Origin of the sequence: Clostridium sp. NSJ-145, from assembly GCF_021044725.1 — a bacterium.
GTDB classification, from domain to species: domain Bacteria; phylum Bacillota; class Clostridia; order Clostridiales; family Clostridiaceae; genus Clostridium; species Clostridium disporicum_B.
The window spans coordinates 1-26,624 of the sequence record NZ_JAJNOS010000016.1; the positions used below are offsets into that span (position 1 = coordinate 1).

Sequence of the window (26,624 nt, forward strand, 5' to 3'; positions counted from 1 at the left end):
TTATATTAGTCTTGTTCATTGTTCTTCTCTCCTTTTCTAAGGGGGTATTATTTAGTTTTGCAAACCTATTGTATTTCCTTAGGTTGAGAAGAGCAATGTTCATATAACTTAACAGATCGAATATCATTTAAGGGGGGTGAAAAATTATGACTGATTTTATTCTAATTATTTTACCATTGATATTAGTTAGTATTGCAATGATTTTATTAGTAAATAATCTTAAGAAGAAAAATGAAAAAAAGAAAGTTTCCAAAAATGAAACACACAATCAAAAGGAAGATAAATCAGAAGAAGATTATATGACTTTAGGAATGACATTAGGAATGTGTTTTGGTGTAACAATAGGCTCAATATTTACAAATACATTTGGACCAAATTCTATCACTTATGGAATATGTTTTGGCATGTTAGGTGGTATGGTTATAGGAATGACAATAAAGAAAAAGTAATGCTTAATTAAACATAGTAATGCACTGGCAAATTTAAATTATTGAGATTTAGAAATAAAGTGGATAAGTTATTTCTTCACTTTTATATGACCTATTATAACATCGGTTTAAAACAGAGCCTAAAAATAAAATACTAACTATAAACATACTATATTATAGTTAGTATTTTAACTTTTACACTTGATAATATTTACTAGAAAATGCTTTTAAATCCACTCTAAAAATATTGGAAATCTTTTTCTCCAAGAAGCTTCAGAGTGATTTGCCCCTTCATCAATAATAAGCTTCAAATCCTCGCTATCTTGTCCTAATTCCAAAAGTAAATTTGCTATATCTTTTGTATCTTCTACATAAATTCTATTAAAATCTTTATTTTCTTCATCTGAAGTTTCTTTAGTTCCTACATCTAGATAAACCTTAGTTCCTTTTTTAAAATTATCTTTTATGAATTCCATTAGTTTATCTTTTTTAAACCAAGCTGCTGTTGAAAATGCTCCAATAGCCGAAAATATTTCTTTATACTTATACCCTGCATATAAAGAGATAAATGCTCCCATTGATGATCCAGCAATAAATGTATTATTTCTATCTTTTAATGTTCTGTACCTTTTATCTATAAGTGGTTTTAATGTTTTAACTAAAAACTCTACGTACAAATCTCCCTCTCCACCAGCAACTTGTAAAGTTTTTGAATGGATAAATTCTGATAAATTGTCATTTACCCAAGGTGAATATTCATCAATTCTTCCTCCATCTAAATTACAGTCAACTCCTACAACTATAATTCCATCTCTACCCTGTTTCTCAATATTACTTACGGCATCTTGAATCCTCCATGCTTCACCAAATGATGCAGTTTCCTCATAAAATAGATTATGTCCATCTTGCATATAAAGTACAGCATATCTTTTATCTTCTCTTTCATCATAATCACCTGGTAAATATACTCTTACCATTCTATCTCTTCCTAATTGACCTATATGAATACTAAAGTTTTCAATTCTATACATCCTCAACACCTCTTTTAATTTATTAGTTACACCTCGAAGGTCCAGTTATTTTCCATAGACAATCATAATACTATCAGCTAAAAAACTTCCTATAAATACAGCTTATAACAATATGCCAAATATTACTATAATAATATTTATTCTAAAGTCACTTTATATATTAAAAATCACCTGTTAGATAAATTAATACAAATGAATTTAAATAATTCGCTATGTTTAAGAATAATGTTGAAAATAATGTGTTTAAAAAGGACCGATAAACTATTGGTCCTTATAGTTCGTTATTATTTAACATTGTTCATAGAATCTAATTGGTAAATTGAAATTTATCACTCTCTTTATTGATATGTTTTATTAATATTTTTAATTAACATTTTATATTGCAAGTCCCCTAATCCATATTGTGGGAAATTGCTAAATAGCTCATTAATAAGTTGCTTTTCAGATTTATTAATATGTTCAATTATATACCTATTAATTTCACTATCTTTATTCAAATAGTTTAAATATAATAATGTAGCTTGATATAATACTGGCATTAGCTTTTCATTTGGCATCTGTTTATTGCAGATTATACTTTTGTATCTTTGATAACTTCCATTTATATCAATTTCATAAGCATTAGGTAACATCTCATCACTACTTTCAATAGCCATACAGAATAGTACATCTCCATCAAAGTTACTTTGTTCTAAATAAGCAAGTATTGTCAGCATATTCATTTGACAGAACATATCATCACCAAACCATAATACTATTGTATCAAATTCATTTTTAAATAATGGTTCTAATGGATTTAATACTATATCTCTATATTGTTCTATTGTTCCATTAAGTGATTGTACTCTTTTTTCAATAAATGCTTGTGAAAATATTTCTTCATCAGCTTCGCCCCAACACATAGCTTCATTAAATGAAACATAAGTAAAGTTTTCATTACACCATTTCTTCTTCTTAAACTCGTCCATCATACAACCGCCATTTAAAATATGAAGAACATTGGATTCATACTTAGAATATATTTCCTCTTGAATAGTATTAATTATTTCATTTTTCATTACATCACCCTGATTATCACTTTCGTTATTATAAGTACTTTTAGAATTAAATTGTGAAACTGGTAATTTATTTTTTCTATATTCATATGGAGATATTCCATAACAACTTAAAAATGCACGTGAAAATGCTTCTTGAGATGAATAGCAATATTTATATGCAATATCAATAATTCTTAATTTTGTTAAGCATAAATCATCTGCGGCACATTGTAATCTTCTTTTTAAAATATATTTTTTTATTGATATTCCTATGTATTTACGAAAACTTGTTGAGCAATAAAATGGTGAATAATTAACTCTTGTAGCTATATCTGTTAATGAAATATCATTACTCAAATTATCCTCAATATAATCAATAATCTCTTCAATATTATTTTTTTGCATTGTATTCTCCTCCTTACAACTCAATTATATTTGGTCTAATGTTTGATTTTATGATATTTCTTGTGTTAATTTAAAAATTTAAATTCCGCTATGTTTAAGAATAATGTTGAAAATAAGATATTTAAAAAGGACCTATAATTTATTGGTCCTTTTAGTTCATTATTGTTTAATATTATTCACTAAATCTACTCTATAAATTGGAATTTTTATGTGCCTTATGGTATAAAATTATCCTTATCTACTACTTCATAAATATCTTTCCCCATTTTTGCTTCAAAATGTTCTTTCAACGCTAGATTGCTATCCCACTTTGCTTGTGGATATGAACCATATCTACACTTTACATCTCTCATTCGTTCTTCAATATCTAATACACCTTCAGCTCCAGCCAATGCATCACACAATTGAATAAGTCTATCATACTCGTCCATAGTAGATGATTTCAACGCCTCCTGAATCAATTTCAGCTCATCTTCCATTGTATCAAAATGTCCAATATATTCATCAGTTGTTAGATTATTGAATGAATGAGTAAGGCATATTTTAGCGACTTCATTGTATCCTAGAAACATCATATATGAATAACCATCTGATACATGACCCAAATGTCTTACACCAAACTTTCTACCTATATCGTGTAATAGTCCAAGTATATATGCTTTATTTGAATCTAAATCGTCACATTCAAGTGCTATCTTTTCTGCACAGTGTGCAACCACACGACTGTGGTTCCCCCAGGGACCTGGATTGCACCTTTCCGCTTCTCTCAAAAGTTCTATAGCTTCTTCTCTGCTCGGTAACATATATATCAACTCCTCTACATTCCTATTTTTTATACTACTCTATATATTTGAATTTATCTCTTACTTACTAGATTTCTTTAAATAAGAAATAACTTCTTTCAATGAATGTAATACAGCTTTTGTCATATCCAAATAATACTCATTTGGCACTTTCATATCAGGAATGCATATTACAGGAATACTTGCTGAATATGCTGATTGTATTCCCGCTTCACTATCTTCTAAAACTAAGCATTTTTCTGGCCTCTCTGAAAGTTTGTCACAAGCTTTTAGAAAAATATCTGGACTTGGTTTTCCTTTTTCAACTTCATCACCAAATACAAACTCATCAAAGTATTCAAGAATGTTGTGCTGTTTTAATATAGTTAATGCTCTATCCTTTGTACTTGAAGAAGCAATTGCAGTTTTGAAACCTTTATCTTTTAAATATGCTAATAATTCTTTTGCTCCAGTTTTTAGATTAACCCCTTGATTAAGAAACTTACTTTCAATTTTTAATACATTATTTAATCCTATCTCAATAGTCAATGGTAACCTATATGTATCTATTAAGTTTTTAACATTCTTTACTTCTGTTTTCCCACTAAAATTTTGAGCATATTCTTCAATAGAAAAATCATGCCCAAATTGATTCAATATTTCTTTATATATTTTATATGAGATTATCTCGCTATCAATTAATAAACCATCTAAATCAAATATCACTGCTTTTATCATCTAATTATCCCCTCAAAACTTCCTATTTATCTACATGTTATCAGATGTAGATATATTTCACAATATAATACAATTACGAATTACTTTCTTATTTAATTATACACAAATAACAGTAACCATTAAACATTATTTACCATTAAATATAGTTTGATGCTACAATGCTATGCTTACAACTACTTGTGCTTTTACTATGGCTAGTGGAAGTAAGGCTCCAAATATAATTCCAGAGTCTGCTTCATTTACAGCTAACATGAGGGTAATGGTACATCAACCACTACAAGAATCCCTTGAAATAATAAAAAATGCAGCTAAAAAATATGATATAGAAATGAAAGTATTATATTCTCATGATTGTTCTAAAGTTACAGATGTTAAAAGCGATGGATATAAATATATTTGCAATTGCATAACAAATACATTTGAAGATGTTAAACCTGTTCCGTTTATACTTTTAGCTGGAACTGATGCTAGACATTATAATGAAATATGTGATTGCGTAGTTAGGTTTGCACCATTAAGGTTAAATAAACAACAATTAAATAGTCCACATGGATTAGATGAAAATGTAAGTATAGATGCTCTGTATGGAGCAAGTCAATTCTATAGATATTTCATAGAAAATTATAAAGGAGTTAACATATAAATCAGTTTATATATAAAAAATGGAGTACACTTAAGTTCTCCATTTTTTTCATGTACATAATTTTAATATTGGCTATATTTAATTTAAATACAACCATATTATTTGAATGATTCCAAAATTTTAATTACAGTTAAAACCTGCTCCTTAGAAACTACTTCACTTTTCTTATTTTCTTTAATGCAGTTAATAAAATGTTTAAGTTCATTTAGGTACCACCCTGTTGGAGGTACATTTATTCCCGTTGGAACCTTAATTGCATCTTCAGTATCAAATACCTTTTTCTCTGCGCCAAATTTATATGCTGTTACTTTACTTCCATCATTTATAATCATTCCATTTTCAAAGTAAACTCTATATCTTGCAGTAAAAGGTATATCTGCATTAAACCATGCAGCTTCCCCTACTACATTTAAGTTATCATACTCATAGTTAATTCTATATTGCTCCTTATAATCTTTATCCCTTCCTCCACAACTTGTATATGATATATTTTTAGGTTTTCCAAAAATACTTATAATGACATCTAAATCATGGATATGAAGGTCAAATGGTATTAATCCACTTTTATCTTTGTCAAATAACCATCCACCTTGTGCCCATTTAGGACATGCAGATAATCTTTCAAAATATCCATCTAGTGCCTTTCCATACTCTCCGCTTTCTACAACATTTCTTAGGATTTCAACTTCTTTTGTAAATTGAAGTACTTGAGCAACAAATAATAATACGCCTTTCTCTTCTGCATAATCAAACATTTCTTTGGCATCATCATAGTTTAAGGCTATAGGCTTTTCTACTATTGTACTTTTTCTTTCTTCAATGCTTTGAATAACATGTTCTTTATGAAGAAATGTTGGAGTACAAATATCAATAACATCTATCTCTTCGTTTTCAACCATAGATTTGATGTCATTGTACATAGGTAATCCCCACTGCTCCGCACGACTTTTATCTTGAGAGCTTGTACCTACTATAGCTACTACCTTACAGTCTTCTATATATTTATAGTTACTATAATGAACTGTTCCCATTCCACCAGCACCTACAATTCCAACTTTTATCACAATTCTCACTCCCTTTTATTAAATTACAAACTGCTCCATATACCTCTTAGATATTTTAAGACTATCTAATATCTTTTCCTTACTACTTTCAAATGCTCTATCTTCTACTTCTATACAACTGAAGCTATCATATCCTACATCAGTAAGAGCTGATACAAATTTGCTCCAATTCACATCACCAAGACCTGGCAACTTTGGACTCATATAATCTAGAGGATATGCCATAATACCATAATCATTTAATTTATCTTGGTATACCTTTATATCCTTAAAGTGAACATGATAAATTCTATCTTTAAACTCATATATTGGTTTAATATAATCAATCATCTGCCATACAAAATGACTTGGATCATAGTTTAATCCAAAATTCTTACTTGGTATAATTTTAAATAACTCTCTCCAAATAGCTGGAGTTGTGGCTAAATTTTGCCCTCCTGGCCATTGATCAGCTCCAAATAACATAGGACAGTTTTCTATAGCCACTTTTACATTATTTTCTTCTGCTAACTTAATAATTGAAGGCCATACTTCTTTAAATAACTCTAAATTTTCCTCTACGGTCTTATTTTGATTACGCCCTACAAAAGTAGTAACTAATCCTACTCCTAACTTTGCTGATGCAATAATTACTTTTTTTAGGTGTTCAATATTAAATGTCCTTCTTACAATATCTCTGTCTAAAGTATTTGGATAAAAGGCTAACGATGATATTTCCACATTCTTCTTTCTGCAGTAATCTAAAATATATCTAACTTTCTCTTCTGATAAATCATCAACATCTATATGGCTAACACCTGCATATCTTCTTTCAGCTTTTCCTTGAGGCCAACAAGCTACTTCAACACATGTAAATCCTAGATCTGAAGCTGTGTCTATCATTTCTTCAAAAGAGTAATTATCTAAAATCGCACTTACAAATCCCATTTTCATTTTATTTTCCCTCCCCTTGATTTACTACAACACTCTTTCCTGTTTCAGATGATTTTATGCTTCCAAAAACAGCTCTCATAGCCGTTAAAGCTTCTTTACCTGAAATTTCTGGAGGATTATTTTTAACTAGACAATCTACGAATAAATCTATAACCCCTGATTTTGTTTGATTATCATTAGTTTGTATTTCATCAACTTTAAATAATATTTCTTCCCCATCTTTTAAAGCAACTTTTATTGAATATCGTGGATCATCGTAAATTTTCATAATCCCCTTTGTTCCATATAGTACAGTTGAATTATCTTCTGGTCCGTAATATGTCCAACTTGCCATCATTATTCCAACTGCTCCGCCACTCATTTTATATATACAAAACGCATTATCATCTACTGAAATCAAATTATTTTTGCTGTCCTTTTTATCTAAGGTCGTTACCTTTGCAGTTGTCTCTATTACCGTCTGCCCAGTTAAAAATTGAATTAAGTCTGTTTTATGAATACCTAAATCAGCCATAGCTCCCATTGCAGCTTTATTTTTATCAAAGAACCATACATCTTTTCCTGCATCAATACTCCATGTTTCTGGTCCTCCATGCCCAAAGGTAGTTCTAAATGTAACTATATCCCCTATTAACCCCTGATTAATTAATTCCTTTGCTTTTACATGTGCCTTTGCTAATCTTTGATTATGACCAATCATTAAGTATTTTCCACTTTCTTTTGAAGCTTCTACCATATTCTCACATTCTTCTAAAGTAGTAGCCATTGGTTTTTCGCAAAGAACATGTTTTCCAGCCTTTAAAGCTGCAGTTGTTATTTCTGCATGAACATGATTAGCTGTACAGACACTTACAGCCTCAATATCTTTATTTTCTAGAAGTTCCTCATAAGAGCCATATGCTGTTCCACCATAAATATCTGCTAGTTCCTTTGCTCTTTCTAAATTTATATCATAGAATCCTGCAATTTTTACATAAGGATTCTGTACATATTCAGGAATATGTCTTACTTGTGCAATTTTCCCACATCCAATTATACCTACATTAATCATAATATCTCTCCCTTTTATAAACTATTCAGCTTCCTTTTTTTGCAGTAAAACTGCACCAATTACTATAGCTCCTTTACAAGCTTCTCTTAAAAATGGTGGTACACCAATAAGGTTTAATAAGTTATTCATAACAGCAATTATAAGCATTCCAAATACAGTTCCTATAATAGAACCCCTTCCTCCTGACATACGTGTTCCACCAACTATTACAGCTGCTATTGCATCCATTTCATATCCACTACCTGCATTTGCATAGTCCATAGAACCTATCCTTGAAACTTGAATTATCGCAGAAATAGCTACTAATAATCCCATTAATGAATAAACCCATCTCTTTACTTTAGCTACATTAATACCAGATAACTTTGCAGTACGCTCATTAGAACCAATTGCAAAAACATGTCTTCCAAAAGTAGTTTTTTGAGAAATTATATACATTATTATAGCTATAACAATCCAATAGATAATTGGCATTAATAATTGACCACCTATCTTAAAGCTTGCTATTGATAAAAACTCTTGTGGTACTTTAGGTGTATAGCTTTGCATAAAGTGTTGCGTTACACTTCTACAGATTTTCATAATACCTAGTGTGGCAATAAAAGGTGGCAATTTACCTTTTGTAATTAGAAATCCTGTACCTTGTCCTAGTAATGTCCCAAAAATACAAGCAATTATTATTGCAATTATAAAAGCTGGTACTCCTGTAATACCTAATCCTAGTAAAACACCATTTGGCCCTACGTCTATTAACATCATAAGCATAGCCCCTACTGCTACAAGAGTAGATCCAACAGCTAAATCTATACCTCCAGAAATAATTACAAAAGTCATACCTAAGGCTATTATCCCTACCCCTGCATTATTTCTTAAAATATTTATCCAGTTTTGAGTCCAAGACGATAACCAATCTCCAAAGCTTGGATAATTAAAACCTAAAGCTAATGTCTGTAAAACTATCATTACTAATAATGCAATTCCAGTACTAAAGTAAGGATTACTTTTCCAAGTTTCTTTAAACCATTTAATATAATTTGTATTTTTATTTTTGACTTTTACCTCCATGTTACACCTCAACTTTCAATATTTGTAGTTACTTTATCTTCTAACTTTCCTCCTGTAGCTAATGTCATTATTGCACGCTCATTCATATCTCTTCCTTGTAATTCACCTTGTATATTTCCGTGATACATAACAAGTGTCCGATCACAAACTCTAATTATTTCAGATGCTTCACTTGATAAAACTACCACAGCAACTCCCTTATCTGCTAAAGCTAAAATAATATCGTAAATCTCTTCTTTAGCACCTACATCTACACCTTGAGTTGGGTTGTCCATAATCAAAACTTTAGGATTGTGATTTAACCATTTAGCTAAAACTACCTTCTGTTGATTTCCTCCTGATAAACTTGTAATAAGATCAGATACTTTCTCCATTTTAATTTTTAGATTATTTTTCTGTAGGTCAAATTCTTGTAATTTTGCTTTATAATTTATAAGTCCAAACTTAGAATCTCTGCCTAAAGTAACTAAAGAACCATTTTCTAATATACTTAAGTCTTTAATTATTCCATTTTCCTTTCTATTTCTAGGTACATATCCAATACCTAGCTTTAATGCTTGTTTTATGTTCCTCATTTTAATCAGGCTATTTTTGAAGTATATATTCCCTGTATAATTAGGTATGTCTCCAAAAATGGCTTGAAAAAGCTCACTTCTTCCATCTCCTAATAATCCTGTAACACCTAATATTTCCCCTGATTTTAAATTGAAAAATATGTCATTAAATATATTTTCATAAGATAAATTCTCTACTCTTAAAATTTCATCTTTAGATTGTTTATTTCTTTGCAGAGCTTCTGTTCTAACATCATGACCTACTAAGTGATGTGCTAATTCATTTATATTAGTATCTTTAACCAAACCCTCTTTAACTAAATTGCCATCTCTTAAAACTGCATATCTATCGCAAATCTCCATAACTTCTCTTAATTTATGAGATATAAAAATCATACTTACTCCATGTTCTTTTAGAGTATTCATCATTTTAAATACTCTTTCTATCTCTGTTTCTGTTAATGATGTTGTAGGCTCATCCATTATAATTATTGACGCTTTCATCATTAACGCCCTTGCAATTTCAACAATTTGTTTATATGAAGCATCTAACTCACTTACCATAGTTTTTGGATCAAGGTTCACGCCTATATTATCAAAAACTTTTTGAGTTTGTTCTATCATTTTAAGTCTATCTAATAATCCACTTTTCTTTTTTAATTCCCGACCTATAAACATATTTTCATAAATGGCAAGATCATTGATTAAATTTAATTCTTGATGTATAAAAGCTATTCCTTTATCTAAAGACTCTGATGGATTCTTAAATTTAACCTTCTCTTCATCAAGATATATTTCTCCTGAATCTGCCTTTAACACTCCTCCTAAAATATTCATTAATGTAGATTTTCCAGCACCATTTTCACCAAGCAACGCGTATACTTCACCTTTCCTTAAAGAGATAGAAACACCTTTTAATACTTGGTTTGCATCAAATGCTTTATATATATTTTTCATTTCTAACATCATAACATCACATACCTTCCTATAAGTTTAATGAAAGGACCATGAATAAATCATAGTCCCTACTTCATTTTTGCTATTATATTAGTATGGTGAATTTGAATCTAAGTAATCTTTACAATTATCTCTATCAACAATTGTTGTAGGAATTATTTTAACTTCTTCAACCTTTTCACCTTTTAATAATGATACTGCCATGTCTACAGCATCCTTAACCATTGCAGGACTATATAAAGCAGATTCTATCCAAATGTCAGTATTTTCTGGCATCATATTAAAGTACTCTTGGCATCCGCCTCCACCAGTAACTACTTTAATATCAGTACGTCCTGCTTCTTGGATTGCTTGTAATACCCCTATAGAAGTTTCATCGTCCATTGAATATACAGCATCTATTTTAGGGTTTTTAGTTAAAATATCAGCCATATCTTTTAATCCATCTTCTCTAGTAAATGCTGTAGCATATGTTATAAGATTCATGTCTGGAGCAATTTCTTTCATTTTATCAACAAATCCTTTTTCTCTTAATTGAGAAACTGAACCTGATGAAGGAACGTTTAGTACAACTACTGTACCTTCTTTACCTATCTTGTCAACTATATAGTTAGCACCTTGTACACCCATATCTTCGTTATCACCAGATACTCTGTACACACCATCAGCTGCAATTTCTATATCAAAGTTAACTACTTTTATCCCTGCATCTATAGCACTTTGAATAGGAACTTCCATACCTTCCCATTGTGGAAATGCAACTATAGCCTCAGCTCCCCAAGTCTTTAAATCATCTAATTGAGTAGTCATTTCTTCAGCATTATTACTAGTATAAAGTTTATACTCTACTTCATCGGAAAGCTCTTTGCAACGTAATTCAGCATTGTATGCAACAGCAGCAACCCAACCATGAGTAACAGCTGGTGCTAAAATACCTACCTTATATTTTTTGTTTGAGTTTGAACTAGTATCACCAGTGCTAGATGTGTCTCCTCCTGATGAACTGTTTCCACAACCTACTAAAACAAAGGTTAATATTAGTACAAGAATAGCTGACAAATACTTTTTCATTTTATATCCTCCTCAGATTTTTTTATATTTTAAATATGATACCTATCTTTAAGTATCATATTTAAGTCAAACTAAAACCTAAACTAATTAAATAATTTGATGAATCTTGTACTGCTGTATTTACTTCCTCTAAATCTTTTGGGCCTGATGCTGTAAACTCGATTTCAATGCTTAGTGGGCAATTATTGCTATGGTTATCTAACTTGTTTAATACTAAGGGAAAATCAATATAGCCTTTCCCTAACGCTGGAAAATTCCATTCCTTTCTTTCTCCAGCTTTATCCTTTATGTGCATATAAGCTAAATTTTCTATACATGTTTCAATATCCTCATACATATCAACGTCACTATAGAATAAAACATTTGCTGTATCATAATTCACCTTAACTCTGCATGAATTAACCAATTTAACTATTTCATTAAGGACATAGCCTGTCCCATGTTCACCATGAGTTTCTAAAACTAGTGTTAAATTATGTTTTTCTAAATGAGGAATCAATTTTTCTATATTATTTACTAACATTTCGTTAGAACTTTTAGCTTTATCTTTAATATGAGCTTCTCCTATAGAAGATACAATATAGGTACAACTAAAAAATGCTGCTAATTCTATATTCAATATAAAATCATCTAATCTTTCTATATCCATTAGATTGCAATGACCACTTAACCCTATTGCTTCAATATCTAACTCTTCCATTTTATTTTTAATATCACATAAATCCTTGAATGTTTTATCTGGAAATACATGTTCTGTCCAACCCTTTGTAGCTGTTAGCTCAACATATTTGAATCCTGCTTTATGTATACCCTCTAAAGCTTCCTCAATACTATAGCCATGATAACAATTTGAATTAACTGCAATAATTCGATTCACCTTTACCCCTCCAACACAGTAATTTATATTTAAAGTAAATTATAATTTTTCACTTTATAAAACATTTACACTTAGATTTGCTATTTCTTAGTAATCGTTTTCAAATAGTGTATAACTTCATATAAATATTTAATATTCTTAGTAAGCTTGTAACACGTTACATTTATATTAAATATATATGAAGTACTTTTATACTTTAAAACTAATTAAGAATTTAAATTTGTAGATTCTCTTATAATTAGTTCACTTTCTAAGATTGTATTATAAATTTCAACATTTTTATTTTCTAATTTATTTATAATCATTTTCGCTGCCTCTTTACCAATATTATACATAGGTTGGGATATTGTAGTTAAAGCAGGAGTTATCATATTAGAAAATTCTATATTATCAAACCCTATAACAGATACATCAGAAGGAACATTCAAATTTAATTCTTTAATTCCCTTAATAGCTCCAATTGCCAATATATCCGATACTGCAAAAATTGCTGTAGGTCTATCCTCCATAACCATCAAATGCTTAACTGCACTTTGACCACTTATAAAATCTAGTTCTGAATTAATTATCCATTTTTCATTTATTTCGATATTATGCTCTTTTAAAGCCTTTAAATATCCTTCTTTTCTTAATCTGCTATATATAAATCTTTCATCTGAATTAATTATTGCGATTTTTCTATGACCTAATGTTATTAAATAGTTTACTGCTTTATAAGCTGCTAAAGTATTATCTATTGTTACATATGGTATTTGTGAATCCATATCATATTCACAACACTGTACTACTGGATACTTGTCTGCTAAATCTCTTAACTTCTCTTTATCTATATGTGGATCTAGTGTAATCATTCCATCAGCTAGCTTCTTTTTAATTAAACTTAAATATTGACTTACCCTATTTTCATTTAATTCCGTTTCGCAAATCATAATATAATACCCATTTTTAAAACAAGTTCTATTAATTCCATGTACTATTTGTGAATAAAAAGGATTAGATATGTTTGGTACTAAAACTAAGATTATTTTCGTTTTAGATTTCCTTAAATTCTGTCCCAACATATTGGGTTCATAATTATATTCTTCAATTACTTTTAACACTTTTAATTTTGTTTTTATAGATACATTATTACTTCCATTTAAAACTCTTGATACTGTTGCTACAGAAACATTTGCTTCTTCTGCTACTTTTCTCATATTAATCATAATTATCCCCCTTAATAAAAATTGTAACGTATTACATATATATTTCGATTATTAACTATTTATAATTAACTATTTAATTCTATTTTCAATTATGCTTTATCTTTTTGAATAGATAATTTATAATTATATTATGTAATTATTTCCATTTTATTATTAGGAGGAAATATCATATGCTTGATTTCGCTAAAGCTGCTTTTCCATGGATTCTTTATGGGCTTGGTGTTGCAATTTATATTAAATATATGAATTCTAAAGCTAAACCAAAAGATAAAAAATAAAGACGCCATGTTTATTACCACATGACGTCTTTCACATCTTTTATACCATTAATTATTTATTTTATCTTACATCTTTACTAGCTGTCTCTAACTGATGTTAATATTGAATAGATATTATCTAAAACCTCTTTACAGATATTGTCAAAGTTACTTTGTAATCTTTCAGATAACTCTAGAGAAAACTCTATAACTTCAATTTCAATTCCAATAAAAAATCCCTTTATATTAGGTTTTTCTAATCTTATAGCTTTAAGTAAACTTATATCATGACCTGTATATATTTTATCAAGAAATTCATCGCAATTATCTAAAGTTCTAACTGTTACAGTTCCAGGCTCTTTCATAAAATACGTTGAATCTATTATAATTACTAAATCATCATCCTTAATTTCTTCTATACAATATTGATAATTAGTTTCTCCAACTATTACTTCAATATTTTCATTAATATTCCTTAATGAATCTTGAATTTTTTCTACTACTTTTACACCAATACCATCATCACAAAGTAATATATTACCTATCCCAATAACTTTAATCATAATAATCTCAATCCTATTTCTATAAAGTATTATGCCAATATATTTATTGTTACTGCTTTATGTCTATCGCTAGTCACATGAGCTGCACAACTTAAACACGGGTCAAAGCTCCTAAGAATTCTTCCAACTTCAACAGGACTGGTTATATCTTGAATCTCTGTTCCTATTAATGCCTCTTCAGCAGTACCTCTTACCCCTTTATCATCCTTAGGTGATATATTCCATGTAGATGGTGGAATAACTGTGTAATTTTCTACCTTTTTATCATTTATTGAAATCCAATGAGCTAATGATCCTCTTTCAGCTTCACTTAATCCTACCCCTAAAGCTTTACTAGGAACTTGCCACTCTTTCTGAACAGCCTTTCCTAATTTTGCAATTTTTATTAATTCTTCAGTTATCTCACATACTCTTTTAGCCTCATAGGCTTTTGCTAAAATTCTATCCATAGTAGATATTCCACCTTTATATTCACCACTTAATGTCATTCTTGCTAATGCTCCAACTTCCATTGCAAATCCTTTATATCTAGGTGCATTTATCCAACTATACGCTCCTTGCTTTGTTGGATCTGGGCTTGCTGGATTACTTTTTCCTGGAATCAATGGTTGTCCATTATCAACTGCCCATGTATATTTAACGCTTTCTGTTATATTGTTTATGTCTAAATCTTCTTCCTTACCATTAATTCTTACCTTTGGCAATGAATATCGGATTGGAGGTGCATAATTATCATATAAGCCATAACTCATTAAATTTCCATGGCCGCCTCCTATTTTAAAATAATCACTATATGCTTTAGCTATAATTTCTACGTCAGGAATTAATTTATTTATAATAAAATCTTTTAATATTGTAATTATATATCTACAGCTTTCAATTTGTGGTATATCTATATTTGTAGTTATTCCTCCTACCCATATGCCATGAGGATGTGGAGCTTTTCCTGCTAAAACTGCTAAACCCTTATGAGCTTCTCTACTTAACCTTATAGCTTCAACATAATCTTCATTTATTTTATTAGTAATTGCTTTATCTAATCTATAATCCGCCACTTTAGGAGTTTCTGTCTTAAACAATGGATTTACAGTGATAATTTCTAAATAATCTGGGAAAACAAAGAAATATGTCCATCTTAAATAATTTTGTATAAACTCAAAACCGTTTGCTATATCTCTAATAATTCTACCATTTTCATCTGGATTAATTTTCATTGCATCCTCTAAAGCTCTAACTGATGTTAAAGCATGATGTGTTGAACATATACCACAAATTCTAGGAGTTAATCTTATCATATCTAAAGGCGAGCGACCTTCGAACATTTTTTCAAATCCCCTAAACTGGTTTCCACAAGCCTTAGCATCTACAACCTTATTATTTTCAACCTGCACTTCTATACTTAGAAGTCCACTAACTCTTGTAACAGGATCTACTATTATATTATGCACCTTCACCACCTCCATATTTAACAAATGGTTCCATACTATCTGGAAATCCTGGAGCTGCACAACCTATACAAGTTGTATTGTCTCCAATAGGCCAATTTTCACTATCATTCCATCTACTAACAGGACAATAAGCATAAGTTACTGGTCCCCTACAGCCTAATAAAAACATACACTCTTCTCCTCCAAAGGTTTTTGCAAATATACCTGCATCAAAAAATCTCCTTCTTGGACATCTATCATGTATAAGTTCTCCGTAATAAGCTAAAGGTCTGCCCTCTTTATCTAATTCTGGTACTCCATAATTAACTAAATGTCCCAATACTCCCATAGTCCATACTGGATTAGCTGGACACCCTGGAATTTTTATTACATCATTTCTTTCTAAGAATTCACTTACCCCTACAGCTTCAGATAAATTTGGTTTAGCTGCTGTTGGACCCCCATAGCATGCACAAGTTCCTACGCTTACTATATACTTTGCCTTTGAAGCTAAAAAGTTTACAGCTTCCTTTGCTGTAATTTTTCTTCCATTGTATGTACCTATTATTGTAAATAATCCATCTCCTGCTAAAGGTACAGCCCCATCAACTATAAGTACAAATTCTGACTTTAGTATACTAAATAACTCCTCTAATGCTTCTTGGTCTTCATCTCCTTGAATACTCTCAAAATATTTAATATTAAGAAATTCCTTTAGCATGTATAATACATCTGGATCTTCTGCATTTAATAAAGAAATTGCTTCTCCAAAACATCCCGATGTTTCAAGCCAGATAGCATTCATCTTTTTTCTCTCACCTGACTTTACTGCTTCAATTGCTCTTTTTGCCATATTAAAAGCTGACTCTCTCCCTCTAATTCCTGAACTCTTAACACCTAGTTTTTCTTTATCAACGTAAGTAACAGGAATTATATAATCACTTTGAGTAAAAATGAGCATAAATATCTCCTTGAAAATATTATCCTTTTAGTATATTCATTTAAATACATATATATTATCTGAAGTTTTTAACTTAGTTCCTAGAGCTGAAAGTATTATATGTAACTCTTTAGAAGAAATAATTATTCAATCTTCTATAATAATATATCTGTAAAATAACAAAAGACCATGTTCACTTTTGTGTTACATAGTCTTTTTATTGTTAATTTAAAAATTAATACTTTTTTAAATACTACCTTATTTTTTGTTTTAATTTATTGCTTTAAAGTCTTAGGCTTATTTCTTTATTACGGTAATATATTATCAAAAATTATATTATCTGTTTTTTTATAGCCCATGTGCATATGTTCTTCATTTGCTATAGTCCAAGATAAAATAGGATATTTTGCTTTTAATAATCCTACAGATAAATTATCTACAGAATTTAAATCATAAGCTATAACATGAGGTTTACTTTTAAAGTTTAATAATAAGTTTTTAAGAACAAATACTTCATACCATTCTAAAGTATTATTTGGGTCATCTGTAAAATCACTAGATAACTGACATCTTATAACTTCACTTGCATTATTTTTAAACCATTCAAGAGTAAATGGATTAAAAGACTGTACTAGATATCTACCTTCATAATTTTCTACAACCTCATAGGTTTTTGCAGCTAAATCTGTAGCTTCTTTCTCATCTTTTAACTCTATCAATATAGGAACTTGATTATCTACTAATTCTAATACCTCTTTTAAAGTTGGTATAGTTTCCTCAGTGTTTTCAAGCTTTAAAGATTTTATTTCATCATATTCAACATCTTTAACATCTCTACTATCACCAGTCATCCTTAATAAGTTGCTATCATGGAATACAATTACTTCTTTGTCCTTTGTTAGTTGAACATCTAATTCTATTGCATATCCACTTTCTATAGCTTTTTTAAATGCTTCCATTGAGTTTTCAGGTACATCACCATTATCTAAGCCTCTATGTGCTATTGGCACAGTAGTTATCCAAGAAAAATCACTATCATCAAGTTTTTCTCCCTGTATTGCATAAATATAAGCGGTAGTTACTACAACTACAAGTAATACTAAAACACTTATTAATCCTATTGTTATTTTCTTCTTCTTTCCCATATAATTTTTATTATTTCCCCCATTTATAAATATTTTATTGATAAAATCACTCCCTATATACCATTAAATACTTATAATTTTACAAAATCAGTCCATATCTCTGATATATTAGGAAGCACCTTTGAACATATTTTACCATATTTTTAGAAATTTGTGTCAAAATTCTACAATAATTACTTATAAGTTTAAGAAATAATTAATTTTAGCATATTCTAACTAAAAGTTCTCCTTCTGGCATATTGATTATTCTCTTACCACCAATTTCAGTTTTTAAATATACTCTATTTTTTTCATCATTTACTACCTCACCTATAATAGCTGCATCCTTCGCCATAGGATGTTTTTTCATAGTATTTAATATTTTTTCAGCATCTTCATTTTCCGCTATAACTAATAACTTTCCTTCATTTGCTATAAATAGAGGGTCTAAACCTAAAATATCGCACATTGAACTTACCTCTTCTTTTATAGGTAGCTTATCCTCATCTATCTCCATACTAACTAAGCTATGTTTCGCAATCTCATTTAATGTAGTTGCAACTCCCCCTCTAGTTGGGTCTCTAAGAACTTTAACCTTCTTGCTCGTATTTAAAATATTCTCTATTAATCCATTAAGTAGTCCACAGTCACTTTTTATTTGTACATCAAAATCTAGATTTTTTCTCATATTCATAATAGCTATTCCATGGTCTCCAATTGTTCCGCTAATTATTATCTTATCTCCAGCAGAAGCTTTGTCCCCTCCAATATATAGATTACTATCCTCTATAACTCCAATACCTGTAGTATTTATAAATATGCCATCTCCACTTCCCTTTTCAACTACCTTAGTATCTCCAGTAACTATTTTAACTTTAGCTTCCTTTGCTGTTTCAGCCATAGAAATAACGATTTTCTCTAAATCAGATAGTAATAATCCTTCTTCTATTATAAAACCTACTGTAATATATAGTGGTTTTGCTCCACTCATTGCTAAATCATTCACGGTACCACAAATAGATAATTTACCTATATCTCCACCTTTAAAAAACAATGGATTAATTACAAATGAATCTGTAGTTACAGCAAGTTTACCATTAATCTTAGGTAATACTGTAGAATCATTTTCCTGCGCTAAATACTCGTTAGTAAAATGCTTATAAAATAAATCTTTTATCAATTTATTTGTAGCTCGTCCACCACTACCATGTGATAAGGTTATTATGTCCAAATTTATCACCTCTCTTAGTTATATTTATAATATGCTGCACATGTACCTTCCTCTGATACCATACATGCACCTATAGGAGTTAATGGAGTACATACACTTCCGTACAATGTACAATCATATGGTTCTTTAACTCCTCTAAGTATTTCTCCACAAATGCACCCTTTATTGATTTGTGAGTTTACTATATTGATATTGAACTTATTTTTAATATCATACTCCTTATAATCTTCTTTAAATTTAAAGCCTGTTCCTTCAATTATTCCAAAGCCTCTCCACTGACTATCTGATGATTGAAATACAGTATTTAAAATATTTAAAGCTTTCTCATTGCCTTTATTTTTTACTATCCTTGTATATAAATTTTCTAACTTACTTTCACCATTTGCTTTCATTTCTACTAATCTATATATGGCTGAAATAATATCTAAAGGCTCAAAGCCAGCTATAACTAAAGGTAATTTTTCTTCAATTGATAAATTTTCAAAAGCTTCAGCTCCTATAACTGCTGCAACATGTCCTGGACAAATAAATCCATCTACCTTTAATTCTTTGTTAGATACTAAGCTTTTCATAACATTAGGCATAGTCTTTAAAGAGTTTAATACTGAAAGGTTATCTATACCTTTTTCCTTTGCATTATATACAGTAAGTGCAATTATTGGAGCAGTTGTTTCAAAACCAACTCCTAAAAACACTACTTCTTTATCCAGATTACTTTTTGCAATCTCTAATGAATCTAATGGTGAAAATACTACTCTTATATCTCTACCTAAGGCTTTTTCCTTTTGAAGGGGCTGTAAGTCCCAGGAACTCTAACAAGATCACCAAAGGTTGTAATTATAACATTTTCTTTTTTACATAATTCAATTGCCATATCTATATACTCTTGAGGAGTAACACATACTGGACAGCCTGGCCCACTTATCAACCTTATATTTTGAGGTAACAGTTCCTTTAAACCACTTTTTAATATACTCATTGTATGAGTGCCACATACCTCCATTATAGTAATATCATCATTATTAAACCTTTTAAGTTTTTCTAAAATCTCTTTTACTAGCTTAGGATTTTTAAATGCTATTAATTCCTTCATACTTTTCACCTTAATTCATAGCGTCTGCTAACTCTCTAAAAATTTCTAAAGTCTTTATTGCTTCTTCCCTACATATTTTTTCTATGGCACAGCCTGCATGAATTAATACATAGTCACCTATTTCAGGCTCTTCAATAAGAGATATATTTACCTCTAAAGCTACGCCACCATAACTTACTAAAGCTATATCTCCATTGATTTTTTTAATTTCCGCTGGTACTGCTATACACATTGTTAACCTCTCCTTTACAAGCTTCTCTTGCAACCATTAATTGGCCAAAACTTATCCCACTATCATTACAAGGGATTTTTTTATGAGTGAAAACTTCAAAACCTTCTGATATCAAACCATTATATATACCTTCAAAAAGTATAATATTTTGAAAAACACCACCACTTAAAGCCACAGCATTGATATTGCTTTCTTCTCTTATCTTTTTACACATCTCTACTGTACAATTTATTATTGAGTTATGAAATTTAATAGCTATAACTTCTTTACCAATATTACTTTTTATATCACTAATTATCCCTTTTATAATATTATCTGTATCAATAATATATTTTTCATTTATTTTATTTATCTCATATTTATAGCTTTCAACCTTTGTTTTATCTGATATATTTTCTAAGAAAATTGCTGCCTCACCTTCAAAAGTTACTCTTCTATTAAATCCTAGCAACGCTGCAATACTATCAAAAAGTCTTCCCATACTTGAAGTTAAAGGACAGTTAATATTATTTTTTATCATAGTTAATATAAACTTAGTTTTCTTATTATTTAACTCTTCAGGTAAATAGTCATATATTTCTTCACTATAAGTTTTATAAAGCTTAGATAATGCTATTTTCCAAGGTTCTTTTATTGCACTTTCTCCACCTGGTAATGAAAAATAATTTAAATGCCCTACTCTTTTATACTCCTGTAAGTTGCATATTAAGAACTCCCCACCCCAAATATTTCCGTCATCTCCATAGCCTGTCCCATCATATGCAACACCTATTACTTTTTCATTAATATTATTTTCAGCTATGCAACTTGCTATATGAGCATGATGGTGCTGAACTGCAACTCTTTCACCTTTAAAATTATTAACTAAATCATTACTCCAATAATCTGGATGTAAGTCATATGCAATTATTTCTGGCTCTATTTTATAAATCTGCTTAAAATTATTTAAATTTCTCTCAAAGCTATTATAAGTTTTTGCATTTTCCATATCTCCTATATATTGACTTATAAAAATATTATCTTCTTTAGAAATTGCTAATGTATTTTTCAGATGTGAGCCACAAGCTAAAATTTTACCTGAACCTTTCATATTTACTGTAATAGGGGAATATCCTCTAGCTACCCTAATTATTCTTTCATCTTTTAAAGATACTCTCGTTACTGAATCATCTATAGGTAAATAAATATCTCTATTATGTATCAAAAAATAATCTACAATATTATTTAACCTTTCCAATGCCTCTTCATTTTTATAAATCATAGGCTCTCCACTTATATTAGCACTTGTCATAACTAAAATTTCTATTCCTTCATCGAATAATAGATAATGTAATGGTGTATAAGGAAGCATTACTCCTAAAGTCTTATTATATGGAGCTAAATTATCTGGTAGATGTATCTCCATATTTCTTTTTAAGATAACTATAGGTCTTTTATTACTTAAAATTACCTCCTCTTCTCTTTTGCTTAAATAGCAATATTTCTTTGCCACCTCTAAATCTTTAACCATAACTGCCATAGGCTTATAAGGTCTCTTTTTTCTATCACGAAGCAACTTTATAGCTTCATAATTTCTACCATCACAAACTAAATGAAAGCCTCCTATACCTTTAATAGCTAAAATTTTTCCTTCCTTAATTAAAGATATAGCTTCTTTTATTGAATCTTTTGTATCTATCTTTTGATTTTTATTATCTACAAGACAAAGTTGTGGACCACATTCTGGACATGCGTTAGGCTGTGCATGAAACCTTCTATCTAATGGATTTGTATATTCCTTTTTACATTGAGGACACATTTTAAATGCTTCCATTGTAGTTGTTTTTCTATCATAAGGAAGCTTTTTTATAATTGAAAATCTAGGACCGCAATTTGTACAATTAGTAAAGGCATATCTATATCTTCTATTTTCAACATCAAAAATTTCTTTCTTACAATCATCACATATTGAAATATCTGGTGATATAAGTGTTGATATATTGTCATCTTCTTCACTAAATTTAATTTCAAAGGTTTCATATCCAATTAACTCTTTAGAATGAATAGTTATATTTGAAACCTTAGCTAATGATGGAGTATTATTTTTTAGCATTTCTATAAATGAAAGAACCTGCTCTTCTCTTCCTTCAATATCCACAATAACACCTAAAGAAGTATTATTAACCCATCCCTTTAATTTAAAATCAGCTGCTAACTTATATACAAACGGCCTAAATCCAACACCTTGTACTATCCCCTCAACTAATACAACTTTTCTTAATTTATTCATATAATCACACTCTTAAAATACATATTAATCTCTTATTATTATTGAAATTATTCTATTTATATTTATAAACTGTTTAAACAATACATGTTTAAAAATATATAAAAAAAGCATTGACCCTTACGTTACGTAATAGTGTACTCTTTAATTGTGGTTCGAACACAACGCTAAAATACGAAATGAGGATTTAATTATGAATATTAAAGCAATTCGATCTGATGATATTTTTCGCAAAATGATGACTGCATCAAAGGAAGAAAAAGAAAATATTTATCGATATGAGCTGATGAAACCTTTTGAATTCAAGTGGCAATGTATAGGCATCCCACTGAAATCAGAAACTGATGGTGGATATGCTTGCGGTTACGCTTTAATCCAACACTATTTAGAAAAGACAGGAAAATCTATATATGAGGCAACAATAACACCAACCGCAGATATCTTAAAGGAAACGGAGACTTTTTGGAAGTAAAAATAAATGAGATTGCCGAAAATCGTCATATTCAACCAAATAGCAAGGAAGCTCAAGCTCTTGTGGAAAAATGGAAATGTTACATTACCGCTAATTTTTATAATTGTACAAAAGAGATATTATCTTATCTTGAACTGATGTATATCGGTGATGAACGTTTTACCCAAAATATTGACCAAAACGGAGAAGGTACTGCTGCATTTATTGCTACGGCGATTGAGATTTATTGCAGAAAATTAGCATAACTCCAAACAGAAATAAATGGCTTTGTTTTAAAATAATGTGGAAATAAGTATAACATAAAAGGATGTCTAAGTGGACATCCTTTTGAATTGCAACAGTTTAAGATTGTTTATATATCTAACTTAATCTTAATATAATTATTTTTGTTTTTTACAAACTACTATATATCTGTGTTCAATACTTTCTATATAGCCTTTAATATTTATCTCTTCATTTAATTTACATAGTTTATCAAAACAATTTTCTACAGAGAAATTAGGAAATTCCCATTCAATAACCTTAGCAAAATAAACGATTGCTCCAATATCTTTAAAACGTAGATAAGGAAAATATTCGTTAGCATATAAAATTTCAAAGAAGTTATTCTCTAATTTTTTCAAGGTGTTCTCCAAAGTATTATCTGCATATAATGGCTTAAACCCCTCTATTAATGTCTTAGATAATACCTCATTATTCTTTCCACCAACTTGTTGAGTAATAAAAATACCCTCTGGCTTTAGTATTCTCTTTACTTCTTTAATATCAAAAGACTCATGCCTATTAATAATTATATCAAAAGTATTATCTTTAAAAGGTAATTCCCAATCATTAAATACTTGCTTTACTTCAATTCCAAGTGGTTCTAATTTTTGTTTGCATAATTCAACATTGGGTATCCACATTTCTGTAACAGATGTATTATTATAAGGATGATTAAGTGATAATAAAAATTCTCCCCCACCAGTCCCCATATCTAATAATTTATAATCTGGATTTAAATATTTCTTTACTATGTCCTCATAGTTCCAAGGTAACTCTTCAGCATCCCATCTATTTTCTAAGTAAGAGAAATCCCATCCCTTAAATGTAGCCTGCTCATCTTTTTTCCATAACTCTTTTAATTCACTATAATTCATAACTGTCCCTCTTTTCATATATTTTTTATCAATAGAAAATTGGTACAGTTTACTGATAGTATATATAAATTTATTCTTGGCACAACCTACTATCAGTTATTACAACTGCACCAAATAATTAATTCGCTCTTTTCTCATATTGAGATTTCATCCACTTTCAATTTCTCATTTTAATAATTTAATAAACGATTAACTCGCACAATATAACAATTGTTCATCAATCATTATATTTAATATATATTAAAAATAGTAAAATTAGAACAAATTTTACTTTTTATACATGTATAGGTTGTATAACCTTAAAATCCTTTATTAAAGATATAGAATGTGTTGAATTAGTATGAATAAAGAATTTTTTAGACTTATTTCTTTCTAAAGGACAGCACTTTCCCTTATTAAACCTATTTTCAGCGATTTCTTCATCTATAGAATTTCAACAATTTATTAAAACAAAGCCAAATAAATTACAATTTCTAGTGAATATCAGGAGAACAATATAATATTATTGCGAACTAAATAATCTTTGAAAACTAAATAATACCGTAATTTATAATTAATATATAAATTACGGTATACTTGCTATATAATTGTATTAAATTATTAGTGAAATATGAATTTGCAAAGGGGATTAGGAATGCTTATAAGAAGGTATGAAACATCAGATTGCAAAGAGTTAACGGAACTGTTTTACAATACAGTACATTCTATTAATGCAAATGATTATACAGAAGAACAGTTAAATGTATGGGCAACAGGGTCTATCGATTTAGAGAAATGGAATCAATCTTTAATGTCACATTTTTCAGTTGTTGCAGTTGAAGATGAAATTATAGTTGGTTTTGGTGATATAGATAAAACAGGATATCTAGATAGATTATACGTTCATAAGGACTATCAACATCAAGGAATTGCAACTGCAATTTGTGATAAATTAGAAAGTATTTTTGATGTTGAAAAAATAACTACATATGCTTCAATTACAGCAAAACCATTTTTTGAAAAGCGAGGATACAAGGTTATTAAAAAACAGACCGTAGAAAGAAATGGGGTTTTGTTACAAAATTACGTTATGGAGAAATCTACAATATTTAATTTATAGTGAAATTTAGAATATGAATATGATATTATTGCGAAGTAATTAGTAAAGACCTTCTTTTAAAATTGAATAATACGTTGTCTAATGAATATGTTATATTATGAGTTATTATAAGGTGGGATACGATGTTTGGAACAATAATAACAGCATTAACTTCATTTGTAGCCACAAATATTGATGATATTTTTGTACTTATGCTATTTTTCTCACAAATAAATAATAGTATGAAAACACGTCATATAATTATTGGACAGTACTTAGGAATAAGTGCTTTAATAGCAATAAGCATTATAGGAGCTTTAGGTATATCCATAATTCCAAATGAATATGTAGGTTTGCTTGGACTAGCCCCAATATATTTAGGAATAAATGAATATATTAAATATAAAAAAGAGAGAAAAGGTATAGAAAGTACAGAAGATCAAGAAAATAGAAATAATAACTTAGAGAAAACAACAGAAAATAATGATAATAGTATGACAAAAGTTATAAAAAGCTTGATTAACCCCAGTGTTTTTAAAGTAGCTAGTATGACTTTAGCTAATGGCGGGGATAATATAGGGATTTATATACCACTTTTTACAAGTATGAATTCAATGGATATTTTTATAACAGTGGTAATATTTATTCTTCTTATAGCATTGTGGTGCTATATTGGTAAAAGTTTATCTGAATATCCCTTTATTCAAAGAAACATTGAAAAATATAAACATATAATTATTCCAATAATATTTATAGGATTAGGGATATTCATAATAATAAAATCTGGTACAATACCACTAATATATAAGAAAATATTCTAATATATAAAAAAATATAAAATTAGTTTTATAAAAATACCGCATTATTCAAAGATGAATATTCAGTATTTTTTAGTGCATAATTCAAAAATATTGCAATTTAAAAGGATGTCCCTATTGGACATCCTATATGCTATACCTTT

The 26,624-nt window shown here is 29.3% G+C and carries 26 protein-coding genes and 1 pseudogene; 6 read left to right on the forward strand and 21 right to left on the reverse strand.

Annotation, left to right across the window (positions count from 1 at the left end):
* Positions 1 to 146: 146 nt before the first annotated feature.
* The gene (locus LQE93_RS13600) at positions 147 to 449 is read left to right on the forward strand and encodes a DUF2700 domain-containing protein (protein ID WP_231074013.1); all 303 of its coding nucleotides are present in this window, start codon (positions 147 to 149) and stop codon (positions 447 to 449) included.
* A 206-nt stretch (positions 450 to 655) separates the two neighbouring features.
* On the opposite strand, the gene LQE93_RS13605 is transcribed toward LQE93_RS13600, so the two are convergent.
* The 4 genes from LQE93_RS13605 to LQE93_RS13620 form a co-directional block, all read right to left on the reverse strand.
* Positions 656 to 1,459: an alpha/beta hydrolase gene (locus tag LQE93_RS13605; RefSeq protein ID WP_231074015.1), complete on the reverse strand. Its 804-nt coding sequence runs from the start codon at positions 1,457 to 1,459 to the stop codon at positions 656 to 658.
* A gap of 338 nt (positions 1,460 to 1,797) precedes the next feature.
* Positions 1,798 to 2,901 carry a helix-turn-helix transcriptional regulator gene (locus tag LQE93_RS13610; RefSeq protein ID WP_231074017.1) on the reverse strand — a complete coding sequence of 368 codons (1,104 nt, stop codon included), beginning with the start codon at positions 2,899 to 2,901 and terminating at the stop codon, positions 1,798 to 1,800.
* Between the two features lie 215 nt (positions 2,902 to 3,116).
* A complete protein-coding gene (locus LQE93_RS13615; RefSeq protein ID WP_231074018.1) occupies positions 3,117 to 3,704 on the reverse strand; it encodes an HD domain-containing protein in 588 nt (195 codons plus the stop codon).
* Between the two features lie 60 nt (positions 3,705 to 3,764).
* Entirely contained in the window at positions 3,765 to 4,421 is a 657-nt protein-coding gene (locus LQE93_RS13620) for an HAD family hydrolase (protein WP_231074020.1), read from the reverse strand.
* 163 nt (positions 4,422 to 4,584) lie between these two features.
* Between LQE93_RS13620 and LQE93_RS13625 the strand changes: the two genes are divergently transcribed.
* A complete protein-coding gene (locus tag LQE93_RS13625) occupies positions 4,585 to 5,064 on the forward strand; it encodes a peptidase dimerization domain-containing protein (protein ID WP_231074022.1) in 480 nt (159 codons plus the stop codon).
* Positions 5,065 to 5,162: 98 nt separating this feature from the next.
* Here the strand turns inward: LQE93_RS13625 and LQE93_RS13630 are convergent, their stop codons facing one another.
* From LQE93_RS13630 to hypF, 16 genes and pseudogenes are all read right to left on the reverse strand, one after another.
* The gene (locus LQE93_RS13630) at positions 5,163 to 6,128 is read right to left on the reverse strand and encodes a Gfo/Idh/MocA family protein (protein ID WP_231074024.1); all 966 of its coding nucleotides are present in this window, start codon (positions 6,126 to 6,128) and stop codon (positions 5,163 to 5,165) included.
* Between the two features lie 18 nt (positions 6,129 to 6,146).
* Positions 6,147 to 7,061, reverse strand: coding sequence for a sugar phosphate isomerase/epimerase family protein (locus tag LQE93_RS13635; protein WP_231074026.1), 915 nt, complete (start codon positions 7,059 to 7,061; stop codon positions 6,147 to 6,149).
* Position 7,062: 1 nt separating this feature from the next.
* Positions 7,063 to 8,112: a Gfo/Idh/MocA family protein gene (locus LQE93_RS13640; protein WP_231074027.1), complete on the reverse strand. Its 1,050-nt coding sequence runs from the start codon at positions 8,110 to 8,112 to the stop codon at positions 7,063 to 7,065.
* A gap of 21 nt (positions 8,113 to 8,133) precedes the next feature.
* The gene (locus LQE93_RS13645) at positions 8,134 to 9,177 is read right to left on the reverse strand and encodes an ABC transporter permease (protein WP_231074029.1); all 1,044 of its coding nucleotides are present in this window, start codon (positions 9,175 to 9,177) and stop codon (positions 8,134 to 8,136) included.
* Between the two features lie 8 nt (positions 9,178 to 9,185).
* Positions 9,186 to 10,700 (reverse strand): sugar ABC transporter ATP-binding protein, encoded by a 1,515-nt coding sequence (locus LQE93_RS13650; protein WP_231074031.1) that lies wholly within the window; start codon positions 10,698 to 10,700, stop codon positions 9,186 to 9,188.
* 78 nt (positions 10,701 to 10,778) lie between these two features.
* Entirely contained in the window at positions 10,779 to 11,759 is a 981-nt protein-coding gene (locus LQE93_RS13655; protein WP_231074032.1) for an ABC transporter substrate-binding protein, read from the reverse strand.
* Positions 11,760 to 11,820: 61 nt separating this feature from the next.
* Positions 11,821 to 12,636, reverse strand: coding sequence for a sugar phosphate isomerase/epimerase family protein (locus tag LQE93_RS13660; protein ID WP_231074035.1), 816 nt, complete (start codon positions 12,634 to 12,636; stop codon positions 11,821 to 11,823).
* A 206-nt stretch (positions 12,637 to 12,842) separates the two neighbouring features.
* Positions 12,843 to 13,841, reverse strand: a complete 999-nt coding sequence (locus LQE93_RS13665; protein ID WP_231074036.1) for a LacI family DNA-binding transcriptional regulator — start codon at positions 13,839 to 13,841, stop codon at positions 12,843 to 12,845.
* A 355-nt stretch (positions 13,842 to 14,196) separates the two neighbouring features.
* Entirely contained in the window at positions 14,197 to 14,661 is a 465-nt protein-coding gene (locus LQE93_RS13670; protein ID WP_055262726.1) for a hydrogenase maturation protease, read from the reverse strand.
* 29 nt (positions 14,662 to 14,690) lie between these two features.
* Entirely contained in the window at positions 14,691 to 16,109 is a 1,419-nt protein-coding gene (locus tag LQE93_RS13675; RefSeq protein WP_148315720.1) for a nickel-dependent hydrogenase large subunit, read from the reverse strand.
* The gene (locus tag LQE93_RS13680) at positions 16,102 to 16,941 is read right to left on the reverse strand and encodes a hydrogenase small subunit (RefSeq protein ID WP_442870539.1); all 840 of its coding nucleotides are present in this window, start codon (positions 16,939 to 16,941) and stop codon (positions 16,102 to 16,104) included. Before LQE93_RS13680 ends, LQE93_RS13675 begins: the two co-directional genes overlap by 8 nt.
* A gap of 395 nt (positions 16,942 to 17,336) precedes the next feature.
* Positions 17,337 to 18,173, reverse strand: coding sequence for a glycerophosphodiester phosphodiesterase family protein (locus LQE93_RS13685; protein ID WP_186839294.1), 837 nt, complete (start codon positions 18,171 to 18,173; stop codon positions 17,337 to 17,339).
* Positions 18,174 to 18,375: 202 nt separating this feature from the next.
* Complete coding sequence (gene hypE, locus LQE93_RS13690; protein ID WP_231074099.1) at positions 18,376 to 19,389, reverse strand: hydrogenase expression/formation protein HypE; 1,014 nt, start codon at positions 19,387 to 19,389, stop codon at positions 18,376 to 18,378.
* 8 nt (positions 19,390 to 19,397) lie between these two features.
* Positions 19,398 to 20,476: pseudogene (gene hypD / locus LQE93_RS13695) on the reverse strand (hydrogenase formation protein HypD).
* Positions 20,477 to 20,486: 10 nt separating this feature from the next.
* Entirely contained in the window at positions 20,487 to 20,708 is a 222-nt protein-coding gene (locus LQE93_RS13700) for a HypC/HybG/HupF family hydrogenase formation chaperone (RefSeq protein ID WP_231074039.1), read from the reverse strand.
* A complete protein-coding gene (gene hypF / locus LQE93_RS13705; protein WP_231074041.1) occupies positions 20,680 to 22,977 on the reverse strand; it encodes a carbamoyltransferase HypF in 2,298 nt (765 codons plus the stop codon). The genes LQE93_RS13700 and hypF overlap by 29 nt, the downstream gene beginning before the upstream one ends.
* Before the next feature lie 190 nt (positions 22,978 to 23,167).
* On the opposite strand from hypF, the gene LQE93_RS13710 reads away from it, so the two are divergent.
* Both LQE93_RS13710 and LQE93_RS13715 read left to right on the forward strand, forming a co-directional pair.
* Positions 23,168 to 23,446, forward strand: a complete 279-nt coding sequence (locus tag LQE93_RS13710) for a DUF2268 domain-containing putative Zn-dependent protease (RefSeq protein ID WP_231074043.1) — start codon at positions 23,168 to 23,170, stop codon at positions 23,444 to 23,446.
* Positions 23,437 to 23,691 carry a TipAS antibiotic-recognition domain-containing protein gene (locus LQE93_RS13715; RefSeq protein WP_231074045.1) on the forward strand — a complete coding sequence of 85 codons (255 nt, stop codon included), beginning with the start codon at positions 23,437 to 23,439 and terminating at the stop codon, positions 23,689 to 23,691. Before LQE93_RS13710 ends, LQE93_RS13715 begins: the two co-directional genes overlap by 10 nt.
* Before the next feature lie 135 nt (positions 23,692 to 23,826).
* On the opposite strand, the gene LQE93_RS13720 is transcribed toward LQE93_RS13715, so the two are convergent.
* Complete coding sequence (locus LQE93_RS13720; RefSeq protein ID WP_231074046.1) at positions 23,827 to 24,585, reverse strand: class I SAM-dependent methyltransferase; 759 nt, start codon at positions 24,583 to 24,585, stop codon at positions 23,827 to 23,829.
* A gap of 634 nt (positions 24,586 to 25,219) precedes the next feature.
* Here LQE93_RS13720 and LQE93_RS13725 point away from each other — a divergent pair.
* A complete protein-coding gene (locus LQE93_RS13725; RefSeq protein ID WP_231074048.1) occupies positions 25,220 to 25,684 on the forward strand; it encodes a GNAT family N-acetyltransferase in 465 nt (154 codons plus the stop codon).
* A 122-nt stretch (positions 25,685 to 25,806) separates the two neighbouring features.
* The gene (locus LQE93_RS13730) at positions 25,807 to 26,484 is read left to right on the forward strand and encodes a cadmium resistance transporter (RefSeq protein WP_231074049.1); all 678 of its coding nucleotides are present in this window, start codon (positions 25,807 to 25,809) and stop codon (positions 26,482 to 26,484) included.
* Positions 26,485 to 26,624: the final 140 nt, after the last annotated feature.